Source organism: Marinobacterium rhizophilum (genome assembly GCF_024397915.1).
GTDB lineage: Bacteria > Pseudomonadota > Gammaproteobacteria > Pseudomonadales > Balneatricaceae > Marinobacterium_A > Marinobacterium_A rhizophilum_A.
Window position 1 is genome coordinate 2,630,479 of the sequence record NZ_CP073347.1, and the last position, 25,268, is coordinate 2,655,746.

Consider the following 25,268-nt stretch of genomic DNA (forward strand, 5'->3'; position numbering starts at 1 on the left):
CCAGTATGCCTGCCAGCGCTCAAGGATACTCGATCCACTCGCCTGCGAACAACGCCGTTAGCCCTCAGGGCTGTTCACCCGGCTGCACCTCGGCACGGCGGAACAGCACACCACCATTTTCGGTTTCCAGCTGTTCAATGGCCGGCAGCGGCGGCACCTCTTCCTCATGCTGCAGCAGTTCACTGACCGTATCGGTGCTGATTTGCTGACTGCCAAAGGACGATACCGCGCGCCGCACACGCTGGTCGCGGGATACGATGATCAGCACGCGTCGATTCATGCTGCGCCCCTCATCGGTACGGTTACTGTAGGCAGGCTGGTACTCGCCATAGCCGACCGCCGCCATGCGCTCGGGGTTGACGCCGTTGAGCGCGAGAATTCGTACGACCGCCGCGGCCCGGGCCGCGGACAGCTCCCAGTTGGACGGGTACAGATCGGTGGCGATGGGCTGATTGTCGGTAAAGCCCTCGACGTGAATCGGGTTTTGCAACGGCCGCAGCAGCTCGGCGATCCTGCCCAGCAGCGCATCGGCTTCTATTTCCGGCAGCGCATCGGCGCTGCCAAACAGGCGGGAGGCACGCAATTCGATCGACAACCAGAGATCATTGCCATCGACCTTCATGCTGCCGGCGTCTATCTGGGGCGAAAACCTGCGCTGCAGCTGATCCTGCAGGCTGCGCAACTGTTCGGTGATGGCAGCATCGGCGGGGTCTATTTCAATGGCGGGGGCATCAGGGCGTACCGAATTGCCGATGGCCAGATCAGTGGCGGCATCCTGTTGCGACGCGCCCGCAGGACGCACGCTGCCATCGAAAACGCCGGACAGGGCATCGGAAATGGAGCGGTATTTTTCCTCGTTTACCGAGGAGATGGCGTACATGACAATAAAGAATGCCAGCAGCAGCGTAATGAAATCGGCATAGGAGAGAACCCAGCGATCCTGGCGCGTATCATCAAGCGGAGGTAGCCGACGCGCCATAGTCTCTCCTATCCAAGATAGCCTTGCATACGCTGACGAATAAGCTGCGGGCTCTGCCCTTCGGAAATCGACAGCAGACCTTCGAGCATCATTTCCTGATAGCGGTAGCGCGCCAGCACCAGACTCTTGATTTTATTAGCCAGGGGAATCAGCAGCAGGTTGGCCAGGGCTACACCGTAGATAGTAGCCACAAAGGCGGTGGCTATCCCCGCCCCCAGCCCCTCGGGATCTTCCAGATTGCTCATGACCTGAATCAGGCCAATCACCGCCCCCAGAATCCCCAGCGTCGGGGCATAACCGCCCATGCTCTCGATCACGCGCGCGCCCTGCAAATCCCGCTGTTCCTGGGAGACCAGCTGGATTTCCAGCATGCCCCGGATGACGTTGGTCTCCTTGCCGTCCACCAGCAGCTGCAAGGCACCACGCACCACCGGGTCCGTCTCCACCTCGATCTCCGCTTCCAGCCCCAGCAGGCCAAGCTTGCGGGTACGCTGGCACCACTGGACGACCCGTTCGATACCGGCTTCAAAGTCAAAACTGGGGCCCCGAACCAGCCAGCGCATCAACCAGAGCGCGCGGCGGAACTCGTTGCTGGGGGTCTGAATCGCCGCCGCGGCCAGGGTGCCGCCCACCACAATCAGCACCGCCGGGCCATTCAGCAGCTGCTGAACCTGGCCGCCATCCAGGTAGTGGCCGCCGGCGATGGCAGCTACGGCGAGCAACAGTCCTGCAACACTAAGGCGATCCATGCACAAGGCTCCATCTGGGAAAATTGGGTCGCGGCTGCACCCGGTTAACATTATGCGCCCTGCCGCCGCGGCTTCAGGTACGCTCAAAAGCGCGGGCCACTGTGACCGTGCCTGGCCGGCACCGTTCGCAGCCCCGGCGAGCCCCTAACGCCAGTCCCGCAACCTGCCGCGCAGGCGGTGGGCCGCCTGGCTGTGGATTTGGCTGACCCGGGACTCGCTAACGCCCAGGACTTCGCCGATCTCCTTCAGGTTGAGCTGCTCGTCGTAATACAGTGCCAGCACCAGCCGTTCGCGCTCGGGCAACCCTTCGATCGCCCGGGCCAGCGCCTGATTAAAGACATTTTTTTCAACCTGGTGCTCGGGCTCCGGATCATCGGCCACGAATTGCTCACCCAGACTCTCGTCCTCGGGCTTTTGCAGCTCTTCGAAGCTGAACAGGCGACTTTCCATCGAGTCCTGTAGCAGGGCGTGATATTCACTGACGCTAATGCCCATCTCTGCGGCCACTTCGAGATCGCTGGCATCGCGCCCGAGCCGGGCCTCGAGCTGATGGATGGCATCGGATATGCGCCGGCTGTTACGGTGCACCGAGCGCGGCGTCCAGTCGCCACGGCGGACTTCGTCGATAATGGCGCCACGAATGCGAATGCCGGCGTAGGTTTCGAAACTGGCCCCCTTGGCGGGATTGTATTTGCGCGAGGCCTCCAGCAAACCGATCATGCCGGACTGCACCAGATCGTCCAGCACCACGCTGGCCGGAAGGCGGGCCAGCAGGTGGTAGGCAATACGCTTAACCAGCGGCGCGTACTGCGTAATCAGATCCTGACTAGAGGTAAATTCCAGCTGGTTATACATGGAGCCTCTTTATTAGCAACTAGCTTCCCTGCACCAGGCGCTCAACAAAAAACTCCAGGTGCCCACGGGGCGTTGTCATCACCGGCCAGCCATCAACCCGATTTGCCAGCTGACGGTAAGCAAGCGCAGCGTTACTGCTGGAAAACGCTTGCAAAACAGCTGTTTGCCGCTTGACAGCCTTGCGTACCGCCTCATCATAAGGGATTGATCCAACGTATTGAAGCGTTACATCAAGGAATCGATCCGTCACCGTCAGCAGCTTGTTATACATGTTGCGACCTTCGGCTTCATTACGCACCATGTTGGCCAGCACCCGGAAGCGGGTCACCCGGTGATCACGATTGAGCAGCTTGATCAGCGCATAGGCATCGGTAATGGAGGTCGGCTCGTCACACACCACCATCAGCACTTCCTGGGCGGCGCGCAGGAAGCTGACCACCGATTCGGAAATACCGGCGGCGGTGTCGATCACCAGCACATCGATTTCATCGGCAATGTCGGTGAAGGCATGAATCAGCTCGGCGTGCTCGTGCACTCCCAGCGCCGTCATGGACTGGGTGCCGGAAGACGCCGGCACGATACGCACGTTTTCACCGGCCTGCAGCATGACGTCGGACAGTACGCAGTCACCGGCCAGTACATCGGAGATGTTGTACTTGGGCCTCAGGCCCAGCAGCACGTCGACGTTGGCCAGCCCGAGGTCCGCATCCAGCAGCACCACGCGGCGGCCCATCTGCCCCAGTGCCAGCGACAGGTTCACCGAAACGTTGGTTTTGCCGACACCACCCTTGCCGCCGGTGACAGCCACTACTTTTACTGGATGCATAGTCTGCTTCTTCCCTGGGTCATCCTGCCCGACCGATAAAAGTCAGGTCCGGACCTTCGCCCGACTGCTGTTCACGTTCCTGCGCTTTCTGCGCCGTCACCACCGCCCGGCTCACCAGGTCATGGCGCCGCGCCACGCCGATATCATCGGGGATTTTCTGGCCATCGGTCACGTAGGCGATGGGCAGCTGTTTCTCGATCGACAGCGTCAGGGCTTCGCCCAGGCTGCCGGACTCGTCAAGCTTGCTCAGCACGCAGCCGCTCAGGCCAAGCCCCTGGTAGGTACTATAGGCGCTCTCGATCACCCGTTTCTGACTGGAACATGACAGTACCAGCAGCTTTTTAAGCCGCAGCGACACCCCCTGCAGCAACTCGATCTGGGCCGCGGTATGGGGCTCGTCGGCACTCATGCCGGCGGTATCGATCAGAACCAGGCGCTTGCCCTTGAGCGAATGCAGCACTTCGTCCAGCGAATGGTTTTCGTCCACCACCCGAACCGGTACATCCAGGATGCGACCAAAGGTACGCAGCTGCTCATGGGCAGCAATGCGGTAGGTATCGGTGGTCACCAGCGCCAGGCTGGAACTGCCGTGTTTCAACACATAGCGCGCCGCCAGCTTGCCGATCGTGGTGGTCTTGCCGACGCCCGTGGGACCCACGAAGGCCACCATGCCGCCACGCTCGATAAACTCTTCGCCAACCACGGGAATGGCATCGGACAGCCGTGCCAGGCTGCTGCGCCAGGCCTTGTCCAGTTCGATATCCTGCTCAATGCTCGACACCAGGTGGCGCACCACCCGGGGGCCGATACCCAGACTGTCCAGGCGTCGGCTGAGGCGCGCCTGGGCCGGTGCCGGCTGGGCCGCCGGCGGCACCGGTGCAACGGTCGGCTGTGGCGGCGCCTGAGGCTCCAGTGGAGCCCGGGGGGCCATGTTCGGCTGCTGCTGGGCCTGCAATTGCTGCTGCAGCATGACCTTCAATTGCTGAATTTCGTCCTGCATGCTGAGAATGCGCTGGTGATCCTGGCTTTCCTCAACACTACGGGCCGGCTCCGCAGGCTGCACGGGCGGCTGTCGTGCCGGTGCCGGCTGAGGACGGCGCTGCGGCTCGGGCGCTGGTCGGTCAACGGGGTCGCGCTCGGCCCGAAGGGGCGCCTCAGACCGCCCCGCCTGGGCGAAGGGCGCCTCCTCGAACGCAGCGGACTCAAACGGCGGTGCAACCACCGCGGCCCTGGACTTCTGCCGCTGCTTCAGGGACTCGAGTATGCTGCGCAGGTCTTCATCCGAGTCCTGGCCAATCTGACGATTGCGCATGACACCCATATCCGGCTCGCTCGGCACACCGCTTTGCTGCTGAGCCGAGGCGATACGCGCCTTGACCTTGCGCATCTCGTCTTCGAGCGCACCGCCCTGGCGGCCCGGCTCCTGACGACCAGGTTCCTCGCGGCCTGCGCCCTGTGAATCCGTGCGCTGACGGCCCGGGTGCGTTAGCGTCTGGACCTGCTCTTCACGCCGACGGCGCTCCTGGCTCTGGCGCTTGAACTCGGCCTGAGCCGCCTCGTATTCCTGCTCATGGGCCGCAACGACCTCGACACCGCCGGCGACACGGTGGTTGGAGACAATGACCGCATCGGGGCCGATTTCCTCGCGCACCCGTCGCATCGCCTGTCGCATATCAGGAGCAAAAATGCGTTTAACTTTCATAGTCGTCCTCTGAGTTAGGCGCTACAGGGCCAGCCGTGCGTTGCTCTACTGTTATCGGCCGCTGCCCGCAAAGGCTGACCGCTCCCATGCAGGGTTTACCCGCCCTGTCCGCCCACGGTCGCCACTATGGTGACTTTCTTGTTTTCCGGTATCTCCTGGTAGGAGAGTACATGAATCCGGTGATTGCCATAGCGCACGAACTTCGCCATGAGCGGCCGCACCGGCGCCGCCACCAGCAATATCGAGGGTTTGCCGGCCATCTCCTGGTTCTGCGCCGTCGTCGCCAGCGACTGCTGCAAGCGCTCGGCCATGCCAGGCTCCAGTACCAGCCCTTCTGCGCCGTTCTGGTTCTGCACCGAGTTGAGCAGCATCTGTTCAAGCTTGGGATCGAGCGTAATCACCGGTACTTCGTCGGCATAACCGTTGATTTCCTGCACGATCAGCCGTGACAGCGATACCCGCACCGCGGCGGTCAGCGCCATGGGATCCTGGCTGCGGCCAACCGCCTCGGCCAGCGCCTCGGCAATACTGCGAAAGTCCTTCAGCGGCACCTGCTCCATCAGCAGGTTCTGCAGCACCTTCAGCAGCGCGCTGATCGACAGCTTCGCCGGCACCAGCTCGTCCACCAGCTTGGGCGAGTGCTTGCCCAGCATATCCAGCAGCTGCTGCACTTCCTCGTGCCCCAGCAGCTCATGGGCATGGTTCTGCAGCAGCTGGTTCAGATGTGTCGCCACCACCGTGCTGGCATCCACCACCGTGTAGCCCAGCGACTGCGCCTGCTCCTTCTGCCCGGTTTCGATCCAGACCGCCTCCAGCCCGAACGCCGGGTCCGTGACCGCCACGCCCTTGAGGGTACCGAACACCTGGCCCGGGTTAATCGCCAGCTCCCGGTCGGGATAGACCTCGGCTTCACCGACAATGACACCCATCAGCAATATGCGGTAGCCGCCGGGTACCAGATCCAGGTTGTCACGGATATGCACCGAGGGCACCAGGAAACCCAGATCCTGCGACAGCTTGCGCCGGATACCCTTGATGCGCCCGAGCAGTTGCCCACCCTGCAGCTTGTCGACCATGGGAATCAGCCGGTAGCCCACTTCCAGGCCGATCATGTCCACCGGCATCACGTCATCCCAGTCGAGTTCCTTCTGCTCATCCGAAGGCACCACCGACTGGGTACGGGCCAGCTCCTGCTTGTCCGACTTCGCGGCCTCGGCCTCCCGGGCCTGGCGACGCAGGATCAGCCAGGCAATTGCCCCGGCCGCAGCGGCAAGCGTCAAAAAAGCGACATGTGGCATGCCGGGCACGATGCCGATCACCCCCAGCAGGCAGGCCGCCACGATCAGCGCCCGAGGCGCCGAGAACATCTGCTGCAGAATCTGGTTGCCCATGTCCTGGGATGAATTCTGCCGCGTCACCGTAATCGCCGCGGCGGTGGACAGCAGCAGGGAAGGAATCTGCGCCACCAGGCCATCGCCGATCGTCAGCATCGAGTAGTACTGAATCGCCAGGTCGAAGCTCAGCCCGTGCTGCAGCATGCCGATCGACAGCCCCCCCACCAGGTTGATCACCAGTATCAGGATACCGGCCACGGCATCGCCGCGGACAAACTTGGAGGCACCGTCCATGGAACCGTAGAAGTCAGCTTCCTGGGTGACTTCCAGCCGGCGCTGCTTGGCCTCCTCCTGGGTAATCAGGCCCGAATTCAGATCGGCATCCACCGCCATCTGCTTGCCTGGCATGGCGTCCAGCGTAAAGCGAGCACTTACTTCAGAGATACGGCCTGCACCCTTGGTGACCACCACGAAGTTGATGATGACCAGGATCAGGAACACCACGATACCGACCACATAGTTGCCGCCAATCACCACCTGACCGAAGGCTTCGATCACCTTGCCGGCCGCGTCGCCCCCCTCATGACCGTACAGCAGCACCACCCGGGTGGACGCCACGTTCAGGGCCAGTCGCAGCAGGGTCGCCACCAGCAGGATGGTGGGAAAGACGGTAAATTCCAGCGGCCGCAGCGCGTAGACACAGACCAGCAACACCACCAGCGACAGCGCGATATTGAACGTAAAGAACACGTCCAGCAGGAAGGGGGGAACCGGCAGCGTAACCATGCCGATAACCACCAGCAGCAACAGCGGCACCCCCAGGTTGCCCTGGCCGAGACTGCGCATGCCATTGCTGAAAACCGTTCGTTCCAATCGACTTACCCGTCAATATTCAGTCACACGCCTGCCGTTACCGGTGCAATGTCGCTGTATTCAGACTCAATGGAAACAAAACTCAAAATATTGACGCCTGTATTTCCAACCAAATGAGGTGATGCAATAAACTAGCCAATTAACTGACAACCGGCATATTAACCATCAAAGCGCAGGTCATCCGGGATATCCAGATCGTCATCCCGCACCTGGGTGGGCTTCGCCGTTTCGTGCCGGCGATAGCTGCGCAGCTGGTACACATAAGCCAGTACCTGGGCTACGGCCTTGAACAGGCCGGCGGGAATTTCCTGATCCAGCTCCGTATGCTGGTACAGGGCGCGGGCCAACGGCGGCGCCGACAGCATGGGAACCTCATGCTCCACCGCCAGCTCGCGAATCTTGAGCGCAACAAAATCCACGCCCTTGGCCAGCACCAGCGGTGCCTGGCCGGACTCGGGGTCGTATTTCAGCGCCACGGCGTAATGGGTCGGGTTGGTAATCACCACATCGGCGTCCGGAATCTTGCTCATCATCTGGCGCTGGGCAATCTCGCGCTGCAGCTGGCGAATACGCCCCTTCACTTCGGGCTTGCCCTCGGTGTTCTTCATTTCGTCTTTCACTTCCTGCAGCGTCATTTTCATTTTCTTGTTGTAGTCATATAGCTGAAAGGGCACATCGAGCAGTGAAATCAGAATCAGGCTGGCGCTGATCAGCAGGAAGGTCCAGATAACGATGCTCACCGCCTCGCTGATGGCCGGCACCACATCCTGGGCCCCCAGCCCCATCAGCCTGGGCTGCATGACCTTGAGTACCAGCACCGCAACGGAAGCCACCAGCAGGAACTTGGCCAGCGCCTTGACCAGCTCCACCAGCGCCTTGAGGGAAAACATGCGCTTGAGACCCGATAGCGGGTTGATCCGGCTCGCCTTGGGCGCTACCGACTGACCGCTGAAATTCCAGCCGCCCAGGGCGATGGGGCCGACGATGGCTGCCAGCAGCACCAGCGCGAAAAAACCGACCAGCGCCAGCAGGGCGTCGAACATGGAGCGCGCCAGGTACGCCAGCATCATGGACGAATCGAACAGCGCATCGCGCTCCAGCGAAAGATTCCCCCCCATCATGTCGCGCATACTGCCGGCCACGCTGTCGCCAAAAACCAGCGCACTGGCCGCCGCCGCCAGCAACAGCACCGTGGCCCCCAGCTCCTTGGAACGGGGAACGTCCCCCTTCTCCCGCGCTTCCCGGATTCGCTTGGGGGTGGGATCTTCTGTCTTCTCCTGACCGGTTTCTTCAGCCATGAATCCCCCCCACTGCCGCCGGTACGGCCCTCCTGACAGTACTCATCCCGCTCATGCTCAGCCACCTCCCAGGAAAGTCGAGCTGATCCGGTCCAGCGCGTACTCGGCGATGCGCTGATACTGTCCCAGAAAGCCACCCAGGCTAACCCAGGCGATCAGCAGGCCCATCAGCATGGTGAAGGGGAAGCCAATGGCAAAAATATTCAGCTGCGGAGCGGCCTTGGTGATAATGCCGAAGGAGAAGTTGATAATCAGCAGGGCCGTTACCGGCGGCAACGCCATCAGCAGAGCGGCGGCAAACATCCAGCCGCCGGTCGTGACAATCTCGGAGAAAATATCAGCCCCCAAACCCGACAGGCCGACCGGAATGCGCTCAAAGCTCTGCGCCAGCGCATCGATCATTACCAGGTGGCCGTTCATCGCCAGAAACAGCAACATCACCAGCTGCAGGTAAAACTGGCTGAGCACCACCACCGAAACGCCGTTCACCGGGTCCGAGACAGAGGCAAAACCCAGACCCATCTGGGTCGATATCAACTGTCCGCCCACCACGAATACCTGCAGCAACAGCTGCACCATGAAGCCCATGGCCGCGCCGATCAGGATCTGCTGGGCAGTCACCAGGTAACTTTCAACGGAAAAGGCGACAAAGGAGGGCATCGGCGGCAGCACCGGCAACAGCAGCACCGTCACGCCCAGGGCAAGCCCCAGGCGAATGCGGGCCGGCACCAGGCCACTGCCGATCATCGGTATGGCCATAAAGAAGGCGGCAATACGAAACAGCGGCCAGAGAAAATCCGCGACCCATTGTTCGATCTGCAGCAGTCCAATCTCGAACATCAGCGGCGCTCCGAACCTGGCACGCGGCTATCCGACCTGAATCATCTGGGGAATGGCATCAAAGATCAGGCGAAAATGATCCAGCAGCCTGGTGACGATCCAGGGGCCGGCCCACATCACCATTCCGAGGGTAATAATGAGACGCGGCAGAAAGCTCAGCGTCTGCTCGTTGATCTGGGTCGCGGCCTGGAACATGGAGACCACCAGCCCGACCATCAGGCTCGGCAGAATAATGACCGTCACCAGCAATACCACCAGCCAGAGCGCCTCGCCAAAGAGATCGAGCATCAGTTGCGGTGCCATGGCGTTCTCCTGCTGTTGCCGTCAGCCAAAATGATAGTCGCGATCAGCGCCGTCAGAGCCCAAAGCTGGTGGCCAGGGTCCCCACCACCATAACCCAGCCATCTACCAGCACGAACAGCATGATCTTGAACGGCAGTGAAATGATCACCGGTGACAGCATCATCATGCCCATGGCCATGAGGACACTGGCCACCACCAGGTCGATCACCAGAAAGGGAATGAACAGCATGAAGCCGATCTGGAAGGCGGTTTTCAGCTCGCTGGTGACAAAGGCCGGTACCAGCACGGTAAAGGGGATTTCCTCCACCGAGCTGACCCGCGGCGTTTTCGACAGCCGCATAAAGAGCTCCAGGTCGCTTTCGCGGGTTTGCATGGTCATGAAATCCCGAAAGGGCGCCGCCGCGGCCTGTACGGCCTCCAGCGGTGCCAGCTGTTCATTCAAATAGGGCTGCACCGCCGCGGTATTCACCCGCTCTATCACCGGCGTCATGATAAACAGGGTCAGGAACAGCGCCAGCCCCATCAGCACCTGGTTCGATGGTGTCTGCTGCAATCCCAGCGCCTGGCGCAAAATGGCGAACACCACGATGATGCGGGTAAAGGCCGTCATCATCATCACCAGTGCCGGCAGGAAGGTCAGCATGGTCATGAGCGCGAGGATCTGAATCGTCACGCTGTAACTGCTGCTGCCATCGTCCGCCGTGGTGATATTCACCGCTGGAATACCGATATCCGCTGCACTGGCCGGCAAGGCCAGCAGCAGCAACAACGGCCAGATCCGCGCCATCCATGGGGTTACCCGGGTCATTGACTCTCCTTGCGATCCAGCACTTCGCGCAGGCGTGCGCCAAAGCCTGCGCCGGGGTCCGTTTCCACCACCGGCGATTCGAACCGCTCCAGCAGGCTGACCCGCCCGGGCGCAACCCCCAGCAGCAGTTGCCTGCCACCGACCTCAACCAGCACGGCCTTTTCCCGTGCCCCCAGGGATAATGCGGCCACGACCTTCAGGTGCCGGCCCTGCACACCCAGGCCGGTAAAGCGCTTCACCAGCCAGAGCACCAGCAGTATCGCCAGGATCACGACCACCAGCCCCATCAGCAACTGGCCCAGCATGGCGAAGGATACCGGGTCCTGCAGCGCCGGACGCACCGCTGCGCTGGGTGCCAGGCTCAGTTGCGAGGCGAGCCCGGCATCGGGCTGCTGCGCCCCCTGGGCGCTGGACAGCGCCGTGGGCAGTGCAGCGGAGGCGACCTGGCCCTGCGCGGCGGGAACCATCAGCAGGTACAAAAGGACTGTAAGCAAACGCAGCATCGGTCAGCGCAGCTTCTTGATGCGTTCTTGCGGGCTGATCACGTCGGTCAGGCGAATGCCGTAACGCTCGTTCACCACCACCACTTCACCGTGGGCAATCAGGGTACCGTTTACCTTTACATCCAGCGGTTCACCGGCCATGCGTCCCAGCTCGATGACCGACCCCTGGCTCAGCTGCAGCAGATTGCGGATGGCAATTTCGGTGTTACCCACTTCCATCGACAGGGTCACCGGAATGTCCAGGATGACGTCCAGCTTGGGGTCATCAACCGGTGTCGACTCGTCCTTCAGTTCATCGAGCTCTACCGCCCGGGTCTGGGCGCCGCCGGCCTGTTCGTCCATCGCGGGGGACCACTCGTCACCCTTGCCCTGCGGGTCGCTGCCCGGTTCCTTTTCATCACTCATCTGTACAGATTCTCCAGGATGGGGCCAGACCCGTATCGCGGTTGCGCTGGCGGCTAGTCCGTTGTCTTGACCTGATCGATAATTTTTACCGCCAGATTGGAGCGGGACACCCCAAGACGGCAGCTGAAAGTGGGTACGCCGGCGGCATGCAGGATCAGTTCTTCGGGAATATCCACCGGAATCACGTCACCCACCTCCAGCGCCATGACGTCGCGCAATGTCATGTCGCGCTCCGCCAGCTGCAGGCTCAAATCCACGTCGGCCGACATGATGTCACGGCGCAATGCCTGCATCCAGCGCGCATCACCTTCACGCTCGGCGGGCTGGTAGCTGGACACCAGCAGATCACGGATCGGCTCCAGCATCGCGTAAGGCATGGTGACCTGCAACTCGCCGCTACCCCCTTCCAGGTCGACCTGGAAGGTACTCACCACCACCACCTCGGTCGGACTCACCACGTTGGCCATGGCCGGGTTCATTTCGTGCCCGACATGCTCGAAGTGCAGGTTCATTAGCGGACGCCAGGCCTCTTGCAGGTCGGCAAACAGCTGGCCGAGCACCTTGCGAACCAGGCGGGTTTCGGTCGGTGTAAAGTCACGCCCCTCGATCTTGGCCTGGCGGCCATCACCACCGAAAAAATTATCGACCAGCTTGAACACCAGCTTGGCGTCGAGAATAAAGAGCGCCGTGCCCTTGAGCGGCAGGGCCTTCACCAGGTTCATGCTGGTGGGCAAATACAGCGTATGCACATAGTCGCCGTACTTCATGACCTGCACGGCCCCCACCGTCACATCCACGGTGCGGCGCAACAAATTGAACAGGGTCAGGCGGGTATGACGGGCAAAACGCTCGTTAATCAGCTCCAGCGCCGGCATGCGCCCGCGCACGATCCGCTCCTGGCTCGCCAGGTCGTAGGGTTTTACACCGCCGGACTCGGAGTCCTCCGCTTCATCGCCGGTCCCGATGTCGCCATCGTCCACGCCGTGAAGCAGGGCATCGATCTCATCCTGTGACAGCAGATCCTTAACCGACATGGGTGCCGCCTATTCCGTTACTGCATGACAAAACTGGTAAACAGGAGCGCTTCCACGCCGGGGCGCCCTATTTTTTCCTGCATGAAATTCTGAAGCGCTTCGAGAGCCTCAGACTGAAGCTGCAACTTTCCATCATGAGTTTTCAATGACTCAAAATGCTTAGCACGGAAAATCTCCCCCAAGTTAGCAACCACCCGAGGCATATGCAGCGTCAATACATCAACGACTTCGCGATCACGGCTCTTGGCTTCAACATGTATTTGAAGCATATGCCGCGGCTCCCCTTCTGATTGCGGGGCCAAATTAATAATAAACATTGGCTGACCTTCCAGGGTGCGAATCTTGGTGTAGAGCGCCTTGGCCTTGACCGCCGGCGCTGCCGTTTCCTCAATCTGGGCGTCACCACTCCCGGTCAACATGAAAAACGCCGCCACGCCGCCGCCGCCCACCAGCAAGGCCACCAGCACCACTGCGACCATCATCAGAGGTCCCGACTTTGCAGTTCTGCCCGCGGTTTCGACTACTCCGTCTTTGTTCTCTGCCATGCGCCTCTCCGTCTTTGCGTCTTCCGCCGTGCCAGGCCCTGCCAACGCCTTCAGTGTCTAATATAACACACTGATTTTAAGGCTCTATCAAAGACTCTGCCGGGCCTGCGCTTCAGGCGTAATCATCCACCAGCGCGTTGCTGACGGACACCATCGACGGCGCGGGCGTCGCCAAATCATCGTCCGCCTCCGCCATCAGGCCTGCATCAGTGCCGGGCTCCGGCGCCGAGCGATCGCGCCGCCGGGAATCGTCGGCCACCGAACTGTTTTCCAGGTTAAGTCCCTGCTCCGCCAGCATCTCGCGCAGGCGCGGCATCTGCTGCTCCAGGGCATCACGCACCTGCGCATGGGGCGAGGTAAAGCTCAGGCTGGCCTGGTCCTGGTTTAACTGCAACCGAACATGCAGGGTGCCCAACTCCGGTGGATCCAGCCGGATCTCGGCCACCTGCAGGTTACCCGCCGTCATCAGCAGAACTCGGTCGGATATCGCCTGCCCCCAGGCGGCATTGCCCTGGGAGAGAGCCGGTGACACCCCTGCTGCCCCCGGGGAAAGCCCCGGCGGCATGGCCGGCAACTGCCCCAGCCCAGGGCCAGCACGCAGCCCCTCAGACCCCGTACGCAAGACCGCGGCCTGTAGCACACTATCATCACCCGGATCCACAGCGGTTTCAGCGCTGCTGGCCAGGCGGGCCAGCGCTTCTGCGGTATTCACTCGCACCCTGGCTTGCTCGGCGGCCAGCTCAGCGGGTATTTCCCGGGACAGCCCCGAAGCAGCTCCAGGGCTCAGTTCGACACCCGGCAGTTGCTGCACAGCCGCTGTAGCGGCTGCCAAATTTGCCGCCCCGGCTTCGGAGCCCAGGGCGGGTCGCGTGGCCGCCACCTGCGGCAGCGCTGCGGCATCCAGCCTGCGCTGCTGCGCTTCCAGCGCCTGGCGTACGGCCGCCGGCAGTGGTTGCCCGGCATCATGCTGAATCGCCGTCATCAGTGCCTGAATGCCCATGGCAGGCGGCGGCGCCTGCGCTGGTAATTCAGCGTCAGCCGTTGTCACGCCAGGGCTCGGCATCTTGCCGGCATCAGCCTGGCTGCCCGGTATAGCCCGGGGCTCTGCCGGCAGCCGGACCTGCGAGGAAGGCACTGCGGCCCCTGTGTCAGCCGTTGCTACGCCAGGGCTCGGCACCTTGCTGGCATCGGTCTGGCTGCCAGGTACCACCCGGGGTTCTGCGGGCGACTGAAGCTGCGAAGGTGGCATTGCCGCCCGCTGACCGCCCAGATCCGCATCCAGGTTCGCCTCCAGGTCGGCCTGCGCAGCCCCTGCAAGCGGCCCGCGCCCTGTCGACACTTCTCCCTCGACAGCCTGCCGGCGCCCGGCGCCCGTGGCCTGCGCAGGCAACCCGCTGACGACTGCACTCTCCTCGGCGGCACGGGCCTGAGCCCGAGCCGAGGCCGCAGGAAAGCCCGGCACCGGCGCTGTCGCAGCGTCGTTTATCGCCCCGACCCGGGACTCGGTATCGGCTGGTGCCGCCTGGGTGTCGGCCGTATTCTGCAATACCGGGACACTGCCTTCCAGTGCAGATCCCTCGCTATCGACCGCTGTATCAGTGACGCCCTCCGGGCCTGCAAGCGGCGCAGGCTTCATGCCGGCCTCGGGCAGGCCCTTGCCGTTTCCCGGCCCAGGCGGCAAGGGTGCCGGACCCTGCGGCAAAGTTTCGCCGCCAGCCTCACCGGCCAGCACATCGGAAAAAGCCACCGCCGCCGTCGATGGCGCCTGGCCGGCAGCAGAGCCCGCGGGCGCTACAACAGGCCTGGCAGAGAGACCGACAGGAGGGACAGATATTAAGGGGGCGACCATGGCAGCTCCAGCGTGATAGCAACTGCAACAACCCATGCAGGTTGCAGGCCAGTAAGGCAAAGGCCGTTCAGATAAAGGGCGGTCGCAGCCGCTGCGAGCGCTCGTCTAGCTCCTTTTGCAGCTGTTTTTCCGCCTCGCTACGCTCCTGGCCGAGCGCCCGTTCGGTCAGGTTTTTCATGGCACACTGGTGGCCGTATACCTGGCGCCAGTATTGCTCGACCTGCCTGAGCTGCTCGGCATGGGTTTTCATCGTTTCGCGATGCTGACGAATACTGCTTTCTATTTTCTCGATAAAGGCCCGCGACGCCAGCATCTGGCCGACGGCCATGCCCCCCTGCCCCTGCTGCTGAAATTGCTGCTGGTACTCAACCAGAAACTGCTCCAGCTGTTTAAGCGTCGCCTCGCCCTGGGTTACGCGGGCCTGGCTGTCGGCCAGAAACTGATCAGCCTCGCGCTTCTTGCGCTGGGCCAGGTCCTGCAGCAAGGCCATGCGCTGGGAGCGTTTTTTCATCGCCGTACACCGGCAACAGGCGCTACCGCAGCAGGATTACCGATGGCGGGCTTGGGTGGCGGTGACAGCACCATCGACAGCTCCTGGATGCACTGCGCCATCGGCTTGGCCTCACTCAGGCTCTGCTGCAAAAAGCTGCGCAGTACCGGCATGCGCTCGATGGCAAAGTCCGTATCGGGGTCACTGCCCTTGCTATAGGCGCCGACCGTAATCAGATCCTCGTTCTGCTGATAGCGCGACATCAACTGCTTGAAGCGCATGGCCAGCGCCAGGTGAGCCTCGCCAACGATCGCGGGCATTGCCCGGCTGATGGATGCCTCGACATCGATGGCGGGATAGTGCCCCTGCTCGGCCAGGCGGCGCGACAGCACCACATGGCCATCCAGAATGGCCCTTGCCGCATCGGCAACAGGATCCTGCTGATCGTCCCCCTCGGTCAGCACCGTATAGAAGGCCGTGATAGAGCCTCCGCCCGTCGCGCCGTTACCGGCCCGCTCCACCAGGCGCGGCAGCTTGGCAAACACCGAGGGCGGATAACCCTTGGTGGCCGGCGGCTCCCCCACCGCCAGGGCGATTTCACGCTGCGCCTGGGCATAGCGGGTCAGGGAATCCATCAGCAGCAACACGTTGCGCCCCTGGGCACGGAAATACTCGGCGATGCGGGTCGCCAGCTGTGCCGCCCGCAGCCGCATAAGGGGGGAGTCGTCGGCCGGAGAGGCCACCACCACCGAGCGTGCCAGGCCGGCCGCGCCGAGGTTGTGCTCGATGAACTCCTTGACCTCGCGGCCACGCTCGCCGATCAGGCCCACGACAATGATGTCGGCCTCGGTATAGCGGGTCATCATGCCCAGCAACACCGACTTGCCCACGCCGCTGCCGGCAAACAGGCCCAGGCGCTGACCACGCCCGACGGTCAGCAGGGAATTGATGGCTCGAATGCCCACGTCCAGCGTCTGTTCGATGGGATGGCGGTTCAGCGGGTTGATCACATCCCCGCCCAGGGACACCCGTTCGGCCGCGTCAATCGGGCCCTTGCCATCCAGCGGCTTGCCGACGCCATTGAGCACCCGGCCCAGCAGCCCTGGCCCCACATCCACCTGGCCGGCGCCGCCGAGCGGGGTAATGCGCGCGCCCGGCTGCAGGCCGTCGATACTGTCCAGTGGCATCAGGTAGATGCGATCCCCCGAAAAACCCACCACCTCGGCCTCGACGCGCACACCCGGGCGCACCTGGATCTCGCAGTTGTCGCCAATGGCGACCTGCAGCCCCACCGCTTCGAGCGTCAGACCGATCAGGCGGGTAATGCGGCCCTCCACCAGCGGACGGACAGCGCTGTAGCTGAATTCCTGGTGATGTTGCAGGCGCTGCAGCAGGCGGGACATGGCGTCAAATTTCCGTCATTGCGGGGGAGTCTCCGGCCGGCTGTCGGCCAGACGGGAAAGCAGCTGATCGGCCGCCTGGCGAAAGCGCGTCTCGACGCGGCTGTCGACCTGGCAATTGGCAGTCTTGACCAGACAGCCACCGGGACTGATGGCGGCATCCGCTACCAGCTCGCAGTGCTCCCGCGCCTGGGCCAGCGGCTGCAACAGCACTTCGTCTTCCGGGTTCACATGAATACGCACGGCGCCACCTTCGCTGGGCAGTTGCGCCAGCGCCTCCTGCACCGCCTGCAGCATCAGCTGCGGCTGGCTGCTGAGTTCGTGGCCGGTCACGGCCCGGGCCAGCGAGGTCACCAGGTTCAGGATACATAGCTCCAGTGCCTCGCTCTGCTGAGCCAGCGGTGCTTCCAGCTCATCCAGCATCTGCGAAAGGCGCCCGAGCGAGCGGTCTATTTCGAGCTTGCCCTGCGCAAGCCCCTCGGAATAGCCCTTGCGCTGGCCTTCTTCCAGCCCCTTGGCAAGTCCCTCGCGGTGACCTTCCTCCAGCCCTTCCTGGCGCGCCTCTTCGGTAATGCGCTCCAGCTCCGCCAGCGTCAGTTTGGCGCCCCCGAACAGCTGCTCCTCGGGCTCCAGCTGTTCCTCAACCGCCGAGTCCTGTCGCTGCACCAGCGCCACCAGGTGCTCACCCTGCACCCGGGGCAACTGCCAGGGCAACACCAGGCCCACATCGGCGGCAGGGATACGTGTCGGTTTCTTGTCAGATGGGCTCATGGCGACCTCAGATCAGCTGCTCGCCGCCACCGGCGAGCATGATCTCGCCTTCATCGGCCAGGCGACGCGCCACAGTGAGGATTTCCTTCTGCGCCGCTTCCACTTCGCTGACCCGGACCGGCCCCTTGGCCTCCAGATCGTCACGCAGCAGCTCCGCGGCACGCTTGGACATGTTCTTGAAGATCTTTTCCTGCAGCGCAGTATCCGCGCCCTTGAGTGCCACCACCAACTGGTCGGTGGACACCTCGCGCAACAGCACCTGTACGCCCTTGTCGTCCAGGTCCTGCAGGTTGTCGAACACGAACATCAGGTCGGCGATCTGCGCCGCCAGGCTTTCATCGGCCTCGCGAATGCCATCCATCACTTCGGCTTCCACAGTGCTGTCGATAAAGTTCATGATGCTGGCGGTGGCCTTGACGCCGCCCAGCGGCGATGTCTGGCTGCTGCCCGAGCCCCGCCCCGTGAGCTGGGCCTCGAACATGTCGTTCAGCTCCTGCATCGCCTGGGGCTGAATCTGGTCCAGCGCAGAAACCCGCATCAGGATATCGAGCCGTACCCGGTCGTCGAAATAGGTCAGCACATGGGCCGCCTGATCCGGATCGAGGTAGGCGATCACCACCGCCTGGATCTGCGGATGTTCGAAACGGATGGTCTCGGCGATCTGGCGTGCCTCCATCCAGCGCAGGGTATCGAGCCCCGAGGTATTGGTGCTCATCAGAATGCGATCGATCAGGGTCTTGGCCTTCTCCTCGCCCAGCGCCTGGTTCAGCATGGCGCGGATATAGCGGTCATTGTTAATGCCGATGCCGGTCTGATCGCTCACCACATGCATGAAATCGGACACCACCGCCTCAACCTGCGACTGCGGCACATTGTTCAGCCGCGTCATGGCGTAGCCGATACGCTGCACTTCCTTGGGTCCCAGGTGCTTGAGCACCTCGGCCGCATCGGCCTCACCCAGGCTGATCAGCAGTATCGCCGCCTTTTCAATATCATCCAGGGCGCCGCTCCCGGCTTCATCACTCATGTTCCGCTACCCATTGCCGTACCGCCTGTGCCACTCGCTCAGGATCCTCGGCCACCATACTACGAATGGTATTGATCTGATATTCGAAGCTTTCATTGGGGGTCGGCAAGAAATTTTCTTCCGAACTGCCAAAGGTCACGCGATCATCCGCCACATCGGAACTTTCAAGCCCTTCAAGCTCGGCGGCCACATCGCCACCGCCACCCAGGCGCGGCTTGCCGTCCTCACCGGCGGGCACCGCCAGGTTCTTCAGGATCGGGCGCAGCACGCCAAACACCAGCAGCAGCACGAAGAACGCCGCCAGTACCTGCTTGACGATATCCCACAGCCAGTCCTGCTGCCACAGCGGGATATCAGCCGCCTCGACGAAGGGCTCGGTGGCCGCGAACGGCGAGTTGATCACGTTGACACTGTCGCCACGCTGGGGAGAAAAACCGACCGCGTCCTGCACCAGGATTCGCAGCCGGTCGAGCTCGTTCTGGGACCAGGGCTGACGCTGTCCGCCGCCGTCCTCGCCCCGTACCGACGGCACATCATCCACCACCACCGCCACGGTCAGGCGGCGCACGCGGCCCATCTGCTGGCGGGTATAGCTGATCGAGCGATCCAGTTCGTAGTTGCGCACCGCCTGTTGGCGACTGCTGCCGGACAGCGCTCCGCCCGCTGTTGAGCCGAGTACGCCATTGGCCACCTCAGGCACGGTGCTCGGACCCGGCGGCTGGTTCGACAGCGCCCCCGGCACACCGCCGGCGGCCTGGGAACCGGCACGGCTTTCCTCAACGGTCTGCTCGCTACGCAGTGACGGCAGGTCCGGATTGAACAGCTCGCTGGTCTGCTCCACCGCATTGAAGTCGATATCCGCCGATACCTCGGCACGGTAGTTGCCCAGCCCCACCACCGGCTGCAGGATGCTGTTGACGCGATTGAGCAGGGTTTCCTCGATCTTGTGGGTGTACTCCAGCTGCTTGCCGGCGAGTACCACGTCTTCATCCACGTCGCGGGTATTGAGCAGGCGCCCCTTCTGGTCCACCACTGTCACGTCACGCACATCCAGTTCCGGCACCGATGAGGCAACCAGGCTGGCGATGGCGCTCACCTGTGCAGGCTCGATGCGGCGGCCGGCAAACAGCTCGACAAAGACCGAGGCACTGGGCTTGCGCTCATCACGGATAAATACGGTGCTTTTTGGAATCGCCAGATGTACCCGGGCGCTGCGAATGGCAACCAGGCTGGCGATGGTGCGCGACAGCTCGCCTTCCAGCCCGCGACGGTAACGGGCATTTTCCATGAACTGGCTGGTACCCAGGGTCTGCTCCTGATCCAGCAACTCAAAGCCCACACTCTTGTCGGCGGTAAAGCCTTCGGCCGCCAGCTTCAGGCGCGCCTGGTGCACATGTTCCTGCGGCACCAGGATGGCGCGGCCGTCGGCATCGAACTTGTAAGGCGTGTTATAGAGTCTCAGCTGCTCGATCACCTGGTTGGCGTCGGCAAAAGACAGGTTGGAAAAGAGCACGCGGTAATCGGGCTGCTGCGACCAGAGCACCACCGCAAAGCCGATCGCAACACTGGCAGCCAGGCCCACCATCAGGCCGATCTGCCGAAGTATGCTGAGGCTGCTAAAGCCGGCCATCAGGCCACGCTTGCCGCCTTCGAGTTGCGCCGGGGTATTATCCATTCAAGTGAAGCCGCCCTGATTCCTGTTGGATCCCGTATTACATCGGCATCTTCATAATGTCTTCATAGGCCGAAACCAGTCGGTTGCGCACCTGGGTCATGGCCTCGAAGGAGACCGAGGCCTTTTCCATGCTGATCATGACCTGGGGAAGGTCAACGGTTGGGTCACCCTGCTCGTAGGATACCGCCAATTTTTTGGCATCTCCCTGCAGATCGTTCACCTTGTCCACGGCATTCTTCAACAGTTCACCGAAACCGGTACGGTCCACGCCTTGCGGCCCCTGCTGTACACCCGGAGCCTGAATCGGCGATACACCCTGCTGTGCCTGAGCCTGCAGTGCACGCATCTGCATCAGTACGCTATTGATATCGGCGCGTTCAACCATTGCTGTCTCCCCCGACCAACCTGGCAGCATTTTGACATTATATGTCGCTTTAACACCACAGCAAGCCAGCCAGAGGTTAAATACGACAAAATGCTGTCACCAGAACGTCAATAAGTTAGTTACCAATCGAGAGGAATGCAATTACCAAGCCAGCCTGGTGATTTAAAATTGACAGCACGACAGCAGCCCGCCCCTCAAGGCCGGCCTGAAGCCCTGCAACAACCTCAGTGTCCGGCGCTGGGGGCTTCGCCGTATTTCAGGCGCACATACATCAAGGCCACGGTAATGGCATCGCCGAGCGCAGTATGCCGTTCGATAATGGGAACATCCAGCCGGGAAGCGATGGTATCAAAGCGCAGATCCACAGTGCCGCCGATAGACTTCCACTTGATGATGTCGTGATAGACATGGGACAGTTCGATCGTCTTGTTGGGCAGGCCAAATCCATAACGCGGGCGCAGATACTTGTCGAGCATGCGCACATCGAAACTGACGTAGTAGCCCAGAATCGGCCGGTTGCCGACAAACTCCAGCACGAGGCGCAACGCTTCGTCGATATCGATCCCGTCCGCCAGGTCCGCCGCCCGCAGCTTGTGAATCTTGATCGAGTCGGCATCCAGGCTCGCCGGTGGCTTGAGGCGGATATCAAGCCGCTCGCTGGTGAGCACCCGGGTACCCCGTATCCGTACCGCGGCGATGGACAGAATTTCCGCCTCGGCCACATTGAGGCTGGTGGTTTCACAGTCCAGCGATACAACCTCGTCGCCCCGGTAGGGCACGAACAGGGGGCCGTGCTCGCCATGGCGGTGATCGAGCCGATCCTTGAAGCGACGCAGGGTTCTGGGAAAGAGCATCAGACCTCCAGGCGATAACGCAATGCCAGATGTTTCTTGAAGCTTTTGACGATGTGCAACCCATCGCGCAACAGGTCCCGTTCCATCTTGTTCAGCAGTGCCAGCTCGATCAGGTTGGGCGTAGGATCCTGACCATCGGCGCTGGCCTCGAGCCGCCGCATCTGCTGACGCAGGCGCAACTGCACAAAGAGCGCCAGGGCTTCTCCCAGCTCCGCGCCCTGTTCGGCCTGCAACTGTCCCAGCTCCACCAGCGCCTCTATCCGGCTGAAAGTATTGGTGGCCAGCACCCGATATTCCAGCGCCATGGCGCGAATGCCGTGTACCACGGGAAAGATACCGCCCTTCTTGATGTCCAGCTGCGCCTTGTCCTGCAGGTTGCCAAAGAAGGTCAGCGGCGTGTCGAACTCCAGCGCGGCGCGGGTAAAGTGGGAAAAGAACAGGTCATTGTTGCGCAGGTGGCGCAAAAACCAGTTACGCCCGGCCTTGAACAGCGCAGGGTTGCCCGCGACCGGCTTGGCGTCCACCGCGATGGCAAGGTTCATCAGTGCCTCGCCATCGCAGGTCCCGGCCCAGTCGCTCAGGTTTTGCGTCCAGTCCCCCAGGGAGTTCACCCACTGGGGGTTGGATACCATAATATTGCCGGGACAGGGCGGGAAACCGAACTCGACCAGGCGGTCACTGAAGCGCTGCAGTGTCACCTGCATGGCGGGCCAGCTCAGGCCGTCGCGGTAGATGACGGCGTTGTCCTGATCGGTCTTTAGAATCTGCTCCCCCCGCCCCTCGGAGCCCATCACCACCAGGCACACATGGGGCTGCATGTTCGACGGTATCATCAGGTCGAACAACTTGGCCATGATGCGGCCGTTCATGGCCGCCAGCAGGTCCATGGCAAAGCGCACCTTTACACCGTGGGATACCAGCGACTTGATCAGGCTGTTGAGGCGCTGCGCCGCGTCCTGCAGCTCAACTTCGCTCTGGGCGCGTTCGATGCGCAGCCCGATCACGTGGGAGTGGCTGGAGAAGTAGCTAAGAATATCGGTCAGGGCAACGATACCCACCAGCTCCTGCTGCTGCATCACCACAACGCGCTCGATATGCTGCTGGGTCATCAGCACCAGGGCATTGAACAGGTAGTCATCGGGGCTCACCGTCACCAGCCTGAAGCTGGCGATCTGCACCAGGTCCGCGCTCTGCTCCAGCTCGCCGATAACCAGCGCCTCCAGCAGGTCCGTCTTGGTGATCATGCCGTAGCGGCTGCCCTTTCGCACCAGCACGGAGTCCGCCTTGTGGGTACGCATCAGCACCGTGGCCTCGCGGATGCTGGTGCCTTCGTCGACCACCAGTGGTGTCTGCATAAGACCGCTGCCGACCTTGGCCAGCATGAACTCGGCCATGTCCTGGTCCTGGTCCTGCTGTGCCACGATCTCGGACTTGACCGCCAGGTTCTGCGCAAAGTAGTCCGCGAACAGCGAGTTGCCGGACATCAGTTCCAGCAGGACCCGTGTCGGCAGGATGTGGCAGATGGTTTCCTCCTCCGCGACAAAGTTGTGAATCGCCCTGCCACGAATGGCGGACCAGCCGCCGAAGTAGTCATCGGCCTGGTAGTGCACAAACACCTGTTCGGCCAGAGCGGTGCCGTCGTTGCTGCGCTCTTCACTCTCGCTGACCCGGCCCTTGAGGATGATATAAACCCCCTCGGACTGGGCGCCGGCCGTGACGATGACTTCCCCCTGCTGGTAATAGGCAATATCCAGGCTGCGCTGCAGCAGCGCCTGTTCGGCCTCGTCGAGCAGGCTGAAGGGCAGATGGCTGGTATCGAATGTCGAGGACATGAATGCTCCCGTGCAAGTGCCCGCAGCCTGTGCCGCCGGGCCCTGAAACTGAAAAGGCACACCGGCCGGGCCGGTGTGCCTTTGTCCTTGCGTGTCAGTAAAGCTCAAACACTCAGGTTAGCGCTACTCAGTGCGCGTGGGCGCCACCGGCACCGCGGGGGATACGGATATCCTCGATAATTTTCTGAATCTCCTCCGAGGGAGCCGGCGTCATGGACGCCACCGCGAATGCACTCACGAAATTCAGAATCATGCCCACGGTACCGAAGCCTTCCGGCGAGATACCGAACAGGTACTGATCCGCGCTGCCACCCATGAACTTGAAGTAGATGATGTAAGCCATGGTGGAAACCAGACCCACCAGCATGCCTGTCACCGCGCCCTGGGTGTTCATGCGCTTGCTGAAGATGCCCATGACGATGACCGGGAACACCGATGCACAGGCCAGACCAAAGGCCAGCGCCACCACCTGGGCCACGAAGCCCGGAGGGTTGATACCGAAGTAGCCGGCGATACAGATCGCCACGATGGCGGCAAGTCGGGCGTACATCAGCTCCTGCTTGTCGGTAATGTTCGGGTTGATGGTCTTCTTCATCATGTCATGGGAAATCGCCGTCGAGATAACCAGCAGCAGACCCGCCGCCGTCGACAGCGCCGCTGCCACCGCACCTGCGGCCACCAGCGCGATTACCCAGGCCGGCAGGTTGGCAATCTCGGGGTTCGCCAGCACCATGATGTCACGGTCGACATAAACCTCGTTGGCAAAGGGCGCCGCCTTCACCGGCGCAGGCGCCAGCGTCGGGTTGCTGACCATGCGCTGACCCTGCTCGCCGGTACCGTCGATAAAGTTCGGCTTGCCGCCTTCAAACGCATTGCCCGCCGCGTACTGCACCTTGCCGTCGCCATTGTGATCGTACCAGCCGATCAGGCCCGAATTTTCCCAGTTCTTGAACCAGCCGGGCATTTCGGCATAGCTGGTACCGGTATTGTCGGGGCCATTGACGGTGTTGATCAGGTTCACCCGGCCAAAGCCGGCAACACCCGGGATGGAGGTGTACAGAATGGCGATAAAGATCAGTGCCCAGCCGGCGGAGGTGCGGGCATCCTTCACGCGCGGTACCGTGAAAAAGCGCACGATAACGTGAGGCAGACCCGCGGTACCGGCCATCAGGGCGATGGTAAAGAACACCATGTCGACGGTCGACTTGCTGCCGTCGGTATAGGCATTAAAGCCCAGTTCCACCGACAGCTGGTCCAGGGTTGCCAGTACCGACTGCCCGCTGCCAAGGGTTGCCCCCAGACCGGTCTGGGGCAGGAAATGGCCGGTGATCTGCGCCGACAGGAAGAAGGCCGGTACGGTGAAGGCCAGGATCAGTACGCAGTACTGCGCCACCTGGGTGTAGGTGATGCCTTTCATGCCACCCAGAACCGCGTAGAAGAACACAATGGCCATACCGATAAGCACACCGGTATTGACGTCAACGTGCAGGTAGCGGGAGAACACGATACCCACACCGCGCATCTGCCCTGCCACGTAGGTAAAGGAGATAACAATGGTACAGATCACGGCAATCATGCGCGCCGTGCTGCTGTAGTAACGATCGCCGACGAAATCCGGCACCGTAAACTTGCCGAACTTTCGCAGGTAGGGCGCCAGCAGCATGGCCAGCAGCACATAACCGCCGGTCCAGCCCATCAGGTAGGCGGAGCCATCGCGACCGACAAAGGAAATGATGCCGGCCAGGGATATAAAGGACGCCGCCGACATCCAGTCGGCCGCGGTGGCCATACCGTTAGCGATGGGGTGCACCCCCCCGCCGGCCACGTAAAATTCCTGGGTGGATCCGGCGCGGGCCCATATCGCGATACCGATATAGAGCGCAAAAGACCCCCCGATAAAGAGGTAAGTGAGTAAGTCTAGACTCATAATA

General features: G+C 62.0%; 24 protein-coding genes. All 24 read right to left on the bottom strand.

The annotated features are described in order from the left end of the window. Positions 1–64 precede the first annotated feature (64 nt). The 24 genes from KDW95_RS11910 to KDW95_RS12025 all read right to left on the bottom strand — a co-directional run bounded on the left by KDW95_RS11910 (position 65) and on the right by KDW95_RS12025 (position 25,264). Positions 65–979 carry a flagellar motor protein MotB gene (locus tag KDW95_RS11910; protein ID WP_255852021.1) on the bottom strand — a complete coding sequence of 305 codons (915 nt, stop codon included), beginning with the start codon at positions 977–979 and terminating at the stop codon, positions 65–67. 8 nt (positions 980–987) lie between these two features. Next, positions 988–1,728, bottom strand: coding sequence for a flagellar motor protein (locus KDW95_RS11915; RefSeq protein ID WP_255852022.1), 741 nt, complete (start codon positions 1,726–1,728; stop codon positions 988–990). A gap of 144 nt (positions 1,729–1,872) precedes the next feature. Continuing rightward, positions 1,873–2,583 (bottom strand): RNA polymerase sigma factor FliA, encoded by a 711-nt coding sequence (locus KDW95_RS11920; RefSeq protein WP_255852023.1) that lies wholly within the window; start codon positions 2,581–2,583, stop codon positions 1,873–1,875. A gap of 19 nt (positions 2,584–2,602) precedes the next feature. Continuing rightward, positions 2,603–3,409 carry a MinD/ParA family protein gene (locus KDW95_RS11925; RefSeq protein WP_255852024.1) on the bottom strand — a complete coding sequence of 269 codons (807 nt, stop codon included), beginning with the start codon at positions 3,407–3,409 and terminating at the stop codon, positions 2,603–2,605. Between the two features lie 19 nt (positions 3,410–3,428). Next, a complete protein-coding gene (gene flhF, locus KDW95_RS11930; RefSeq protein ID WP_255852025.1) occupies positions 3,429–5,111 on the bottom strand; it encodes a flagellar biosynthesis protein FlhF in 1,683 nt (560 codons plus the stop codon). Positions 5,112–5,206: 95 nt separating this feature from the next. Further along, on the bottom strand, positions 5,207–7,291 hold the full coding sequence (flhA, locus tag KDW95_RS11935) for a flagellar biosynthesis protein FlhA (protein ID WP_255856505.1): 2,085 nt from the start codon (positions 7,289–7,291) through the stop codon (positions 5,207–5,209). 185 nt (positions 7,292–7,476) lie between these two features. Next, positions 7,477–8,616, bottom strand: coding sequence for a flagellar biosynthesis protein FlhB (gene flhB, locus KDW95_RS11940; protein WP_255852026.1), 1,140 nt, complete (start codon positions 8,614–8,616; stop codon positions 7,477–7,479). A gap of 57 nt (positions 8,617–8,673) precedes the next feature. Beyond that, on the bottom strand, positions 8,674–9,456 hold the full coding sequence (gene fliR, locus KDW95_RS11945) for a flagellar biosynthetic protein FliR (RefSeq protein ID WP_255852027.1): 783 nt from the start codon (positions 9,454–9,456) through the stop codon (positions 8,674–8,676). 27 nt (positions 9,457–9,483) lie between these two features. Continuing rightward, positions 9,484–9,759, bottom strand: a complete 276-nt coding sequence (gene fliQ, locus KDW95_RS11950) for a flagellar biosynthesis protein FliQ (RefSeq protein WP_020681749.1) — start codon at positions 9,757–9,759, stop codon at positions 9,484–9,486. Between the two features lie 52 nt (positions 9,760–9,811). Further along, positions 9,812–10,546, bottom strand: coding sequence for a flagellar type III secretion system pore protein FliP (gene fliP, locus KDW95_RS11955; protein WP_255856506.1), 735 nt, complete (start codon positions 10,544–10,546; stop codon positions 9,812–9,814). A 17-nt stretch (positions 10,547–10,563) separates the two neighbouring features. Beyond that, positions 10,564–11,070 carry a flagellar biosynthetic protein FliO gene (gene fliO / locus KDW95_RS11960; RefSeq protein ID WP_255852028.1) on the bottom strand — a complete coding sequence of 169 codons (507 nt, stop codon included), beginning with the start codon at positions 11,068–11,070 and terminating at the stop codon, positions 10,564–10,566. Between the two features lie 3 nt (positions 11,071–11,073). Then, positions 11,074–11,475 carry a flagellar motor switch protein FliN gene (gene fliN / locus KDW95_RS11965; protein ID WP_255852029.1) on the bottom strand — a complete coding sequence of 134 codons (402 nt, stop codon included), beginning with the start codon at positions 11,473–11,475 and terminating at the stop codon, positions 11,074–11,076. Positions 11,476–11,528: 53 nt separating this feature from the next. Continuing rightward, positions 11,529–12,509: a flagellar motor switch protein FliM gene (gene fliM, locus KDW95_RS11970; RefSeq protein ID WP_255852030.1), complete on the bottom strand. Its 981-nt coding sequence runs from the start codon at positions 12,507–12,509 to the stop codon at positions 11,529–11,531. Positions 12,510–12,526: 17 nt separating this feature from the next. After that, positions 12,527–13,054 (bottom strand): flagellar basal body-associated FliL family protein, encoded by a 528-nt coding sequence (locus KDW95_RS11975; RefSeq protein ID WP_255852031.1) that lies wholly within the window; start codon positions 13,052–13,054, stop codon positions 12,527–12,529. A gap of 112 nt (positions 13,055–13,166) precedes the next feature. Further along, positions 13,167–14,801, bottom strand: a complete 1,635-nt coding sequence (locus KDW95_RS11980) for a flagellar hook-length control protein FliK (protein ID WP_255852034.1) — start codon at positions 14,799–14,801, stop codon at positions 13,167–13,169. A gap of 169 nt (positions 14,802–14,970) precedes the next feature. After that, positions 14,971–15,414 carry a flagellar export protein FliJ gene (gene fliJ / locus KDW95_RS11985; RefSeq protein ID WP_255852035.1) on the bottom strand — a complete coding sequence of 148 codons (444 nt, stop codon included), beginning with the start codon at positions 15,412–15,414 and terminating at the stop codon, positions 14,971–14,973. Beyond that, complete coding sequence (gene fliI, locus KDW95_RS11990) at positions 15,411–16,796, bottom strand: flagellar protein export ATPase FliI (protein WP_255852036.1); 1,386 nt, start codon at positions 16,794–16,796, stop codon at positions 15,411–15,413. Before fliI ends, fliJ begins: the two co-directional genes overlap by 4 nt. Positions 16,797–16,811: 15 nt before the next feature. Then, complete coding sequence (locus KDW95_RS11995; protein ID WP_255852037.1) at positions 16,812–17,564, bottom strand: flagellar assembly protein FliH; 753 nt, start codon at positions 17,562–17,564, stop codon at positions 16,812–16,814. A 7-nt stretch (positions 17,565–17,571) separates the two neighbouring features. Next, positions 17,572–18,591, bottom strand: a complete 1,020-nt coding sequence (fliG, locus tag KDW95_RS12000; protein WP_255852038.1) for a flagellar motor switch protein FliG — start codon at positions 18,589–18,591, stop codon at positions 17,572–17,574. Continuing rightward, positions 18,584–20,266 carry a flagellar basal-body MS-ring/collar protein FliF gene (gene fliF, locus KDW95_RS12005; protein WP_255852039.1) on the bottom strand — a complete coding sequence of 561 codons (1,683 nt, stop codon included), beginning with the start codon at positions 20,264–20,266 and terminating at the stop codon, positions 18,584–18,586. The genes fliG and fliF overlap by 8 nt, the downstream gene beginning before the upstream one ends. Positions 20,267–20,303: 37 nt before the next feature. Continuing rightward, positions 20,304–20,651 carry a flagellar hook-basal body complex protein FliE gene (gene fliE, locus KDW95_RS12010; RefSeq protein ID WP_255852040.1) on the bottom strand — a complete coding sequence of 116 codons (348 nt, stop codon included), beginning with the start codon at positions 20,649–20,651 and terminating at the stop codon, positions 20,304–20,306. Between the two features lie 224 nt (positions 20,652–20,875). Continuing rightward, positions 20,876–21,505, bottom strand: coding sequence for a 3'-5' exonuclease (locus KDW95_RS12015; RefSeq protein WP_255852041.1), 630 nt, complete (start codon positions 21,503–21,505; stop codon positions 20,876–20,878). Next, positions 21,505–23,337 (bottom strand): DUF294 nucleotidyltransferase-like domain-containing protein, encoded by a 1,833-nt coding sequence (locus tag KDW95_RS12020; protein WP_255852043.1) that lies wholly within the window; start codon positions 23,335–23,337, stop codon positions 21,505–21,507. The genes KDW95_RS12015 and KDW95_RS12020 overlap by 1 nt, the downstream gene beginning before the upstream one ends. 127 nt (positions 23,338–23,464) lie before the next feature. Then, positions 23,465–25,264, bottom strand: coding sequence for a sodium:solute symporter family protein (locus tag KDW95_RS12025; RefSeq protein ID WP_255852044.1), 1,800 nt, complete (start codon positions 25,262–25,264; stop codon positions 23,465–23,467). Positions 25,265–25,268: the final 4 nt, after the last annotated feature.

Bases quoted from the DNA above. Each gene is read 5' to 3' on its own strand.
- KDW95_RS11910 (WP_255852021.1), bottom strand. From the start codon at position 979: ATGGCGCGTCGGCTACCTCCGCTTGATGATACGCGCCAGGATCGCTGG.
- KDW95_RS11915 (WP_255852022.1), bottom strand. From the start codon at position 1,728: ATGGATCGCCTTAGTGTTGCAGGACTGTTGCTCGCCGTAGCTGCCATC.
- KDW95_RS11920 (WP_255852023.1), bottom strand. From the start codon at position 2,583: ATGTATAACCAGCTGGAATTTACCTCTAGTCAGGATCTGATTACGCAG.
- KDW95_RS11925 (WP_255852024.1), bottom strand. From the start codon at position 3,409: ATGCATCCAGTAAAAGTAGTGGCTGTCACCGGCGGCAAGGGTGGTGTC.
- flhF (WP_255852025.1), bottom strand. From the start codon at position 5,111: ATGAAAGTTAAACGCATTTTTGCTCCTGATATGCGACAGGCGATGCGA.
- flhA (WP_255856505.1), bottom strand. From the start codon at position 7,291: ATGCGCAGTCTCGGCCAGGGCAACCTGGGGGTGCCGCTGTTGCTGCTG.
- flhB (WP_255852026.1), bottom strand. From the start codon at position 8,616: ATGGCTGAAGAAACCGGTCAGGAGAAGACAGAAGATCCCACCCCCAAG.
- fliR (WP_255852027.1), bottom strand. From the start codon at position 9,456: ATGTTCGAGATTGGACTGCTGCAGATCGAACAATGGGTCGCGGATTTT.
- fliQ (WP_020681749.1), bottom strand. From the start codon at position 9,759: ATGGCACCGCAACTGATGCTCGATCTCTTTGGCGAGGCGCTCTGGCTG.
- fliP (WP_255856506.1), bottom strand. From the start codon at position 10,546: ATGGCGCGGATCTGGCCGTTGTTGCTGCTGCTGGCCTTGCCGGCCAGT.
- fliO (WP_255852028.1), bottom strand. From the start codon at position 11,070: ATGCTGCGTTTGCTTACAGTCCTTTTGTACCTGCTGATGGTTCCCGCC.
- fliN (WP_255852029.1), bottom strand. From the start codon at position 11,475: ATGAGTGATGAAAAGGAACCGGGCAGCGACCCGCAGGGCAAGGGTGAC.
- fliM (WP_255852030.1), bottom strand. From the start codon at position 12,509: ATGTCGGTTAAGGATCTGCTGTCACAGGATGAGATCGATGCCCTGCTT.
- KDW95_RS11975 (WP_255852031.1), bottom strand. From the start codon at position 13,054: ATGGCAGAGAACAAAGACGGAGTAGTCGAAACCGCGGGCAGAACTGCA.
- fliJ (WP_255852035.1), bottom strand. From the start codon at position 15,414: ATGAAAAAACGCTCCCAGCGCATGGCCTTGCTGCAGGACCTGGCCCAG.
- fliI (WP_255852036.1), bottom strand. From the start codon at position 16,796: ATGTCCCGCCTGCTGCAGCGCCTGCAACATCACCAGGAATTCAGCTAC.
- KDW95_RS11995 (WP_255852037.1), bottom strand. From the start codon at position 17,564: ATGAGCCCATCTGACAAGAAACCGACACGTATCCCTGCCGCCGATGTG.
- fliG (WP_255852038.1), bottom strand. From the start codon at position 18,591: ATGAGTGATGAAGCCGGGAGCGGCGCCCTGGATGATATTGAAAAGGCG.
- fliF (WP_255852039.1), bottom strand. From the start codon at position 20,266: ATGGATAATACCCCGGCGCAACTCGAAGGCGGCAAGCGTGGCCTGATG.
- fliE (WP_255852040.1), bottom strand. From the start codon at position 20,651: ATGGTTGAACGCGCCGATATCAATAGCGTACTGATGCAGATGCGTGCA.
- KDW95_RS12015 (WP_255852041.1), bottom strand. From the start codon at position 21,505: ATGCTCTTTCCCAGAACCCTGCGTCGCTTCAAGGATCGGCTCGATCAC.
- KDW95_RS12020 (WP_255852043.1), bottom strand. From the start codon at position 23,337: ATGTCCTCGACATTCGATACCAGCCATCTGCCCTTCAGCCTGCTCGAC.
- KDW95_RS12025 (WP_255852044.1), bottom strand. From the start codon at position 25,264: ATGAGTCTAGACTTACTCACTTACCTCTTTATCGGGGGGTCTTTTGCG.